Genomic DNA, 2,066 nt, shown 5'->3' with positions numbered 1-2,066 from the left:
TCCGATATCCGTTTCGCCCTGCATGACGTGCTCAAGGTCGAACCGCTGTTCGCCCGCCTCGGCTTTGCCGACGCCACCGCCGACGTGGTCGACGCCGTGCTCGAGGAAGCCGGTCGCTTCAGCACCACCGTGCTGGCACCGCTGAACAGCGTCGGTGACGAAATCGGCTGCGCGCTCGACCAGGCCACCGGCGAAGTGACCACGCCGCCGGGCTTCAAGCAGGCCTACGCACAGTTCGTCGAGGGCGGCTGGACCGGCCTCACCGCGGCGCCAGAACTTGGCGGCCAGGGCCTGCCGCACACCCTGGGCGTGCCGCTCAATGAAATGATCAACGCCGCCAACCTGGCCTGGGGCAACTTCCCGCTGCTCTCCCACGGCGCCATCGAAGCGCTCAAGCAGCACGGCGAAGCCTGGCAGCAGGACGCCTTCCTCAAGCCGCTGATCGAGGGCCGCTGGACCGGCACCATGTGCCTGACCGAACCGCACTGCGGCACGGACCTGGGCCTGCTCAAGACCAAGGCCGAGCCCAACGCCGATGGCAGCTACGCCATCACCGGCACCAAGATCTTCATCACCGCCGGCGAGCACGACCTCACCGACAACATCGTCCACCTGGTACTGGCCAAGCTGCCCGACGCACCGGCCGGCGCCAAGGGCATCTCGCTGTTCGTCACCCCCAAGTTCAAGGTCGACCGCGGCGGCAAGGTCGGCGAACGCAACGCGCTGCGCTGCGGCTCGATCGAACACAAGATGGGCATCAAGGGCTCGGTTACCTGCGTGATGAACTTCGACGGTGCCCAAGGCTACCTCGTCGGCCAGCCGCACAAGGGCCTGCAGGCGATGTTCACCATGATGAACACCGCGCGCCTCGGCGTCGGCCTGCAGGGCATCGGCCTGTCCGAGCGCGCCTACCAGAACGCGCTCAAGTACGCCCGCGAGCGCCTGCAGTCGCGTTCGCTGAGTGGCCCGAAAAACCCGGAAAAGCCGGCCGACCCGATCCTGGTCCACCCGGACGTACGCCGCATGCTGCTCACCATCAAGTCGCTGGTCGAAGGCAGCCGCCTGCTGGCCCTGCACGCAGCCACGCTGGTCGATGTTGCCCACCACGCCGAGGATGCCGGCGAGCGCGAGCGCGCCGACACCCTGGTGAGCTTCCTGACCCCGATCTCCAAGGCCTGCCAGACCGAATGGGGCATCGAAAACACCTACAACGCCCTGCAGTGCTTCGGCGGCCACGGCTACATCCGTGAACACGGCATGGAGCAGTTGGCCCGCGACGCGCGCATCACTACCCTCTACGAAGGCACCACCGGCATCCAGGCGCTGGACCTGATCGGACGCAAGACCGCCTCCAGCCAGGGCGCCGGGCTGAAGCTGATGCTGGCCGAGATCGAAACCTTCGCCAAGGCCAATGAAGGCAACGAAGCGCTGGCCGAATTCATCGCCCCGCTGCGCGCCAAGGCCGACGAATGGGGCAAGCTCACGATGGCCACCCTGCAGCGCGCCGCCGGCAACCCCGAGGAACTGGGCGCGGCCAGCTTCGACTACCTGTTCTATTCGGGCTACGTGGTGCTGGCCTACTGGTGGGCCCGCAGCGTCGCCGCCGCCGATGCCTCCGCGCAGAGCGAGGCGTTCAAGCAGGCCAAGCGCGAAACCGCCCGCTTCTACTTCGCCCGTGTCCTCCCGCGCACCCTCAGCCACGCCGCCGCGATCCAGTCCGGCGCCGCCCCGCTGATGACCATGGAAGACGCACATTTCGGCGAGGCCTGAGCACCGCACCGGCCCACCGACCCACCGACCCACCGACCAACGGTCACTCAATACCGCCACCGCTGTGACTCCGGCAGGTGCCGACCGCTGGTTGGTACCACCGACACCCCATCTGGAGAAAAGCCCCCTTTTTGTTAAAGGGGGCGCGCCAACGGCGCGGGGTTTAGGTGGAATGCGCGGAACGCGGTCGCCACCGGCGGCCGCGTTGGGCGCGCCAACGGCGCGGGGTTCAGGTGGAATGCCCAACCGAATCGTTGCATTTTGTGTATAGGCGCAAGCGCCTATACACAAAATGC

The 2,066-nt window shown here is 67.1% G+C and carries 1 protein-coding gene; it reads left to right on the top strand.

The window, feature by feature from the left end; translation table 11 throughout:
• The coding region (locus ACXJKH_RS19250; RefSeq protein ID WP_457321779.1) for an acyl-CoA dehydrogenase C-terminal domain-containing protein at positions 1-1,770 on the top strand (1,770 nt) is incomplete at its 5' end.
• Between the last annotated feature and the right edge of the window lie 296 nt (positions 1,771-2,066).

The organism is Stenotrophomonas sp. P5_B8 (assembly GCF_054049855.1).
Note: the sequence above shows the minus strand (reverse complement) of the source record. Positions and strands in the feature narration are given on the sequence as shown.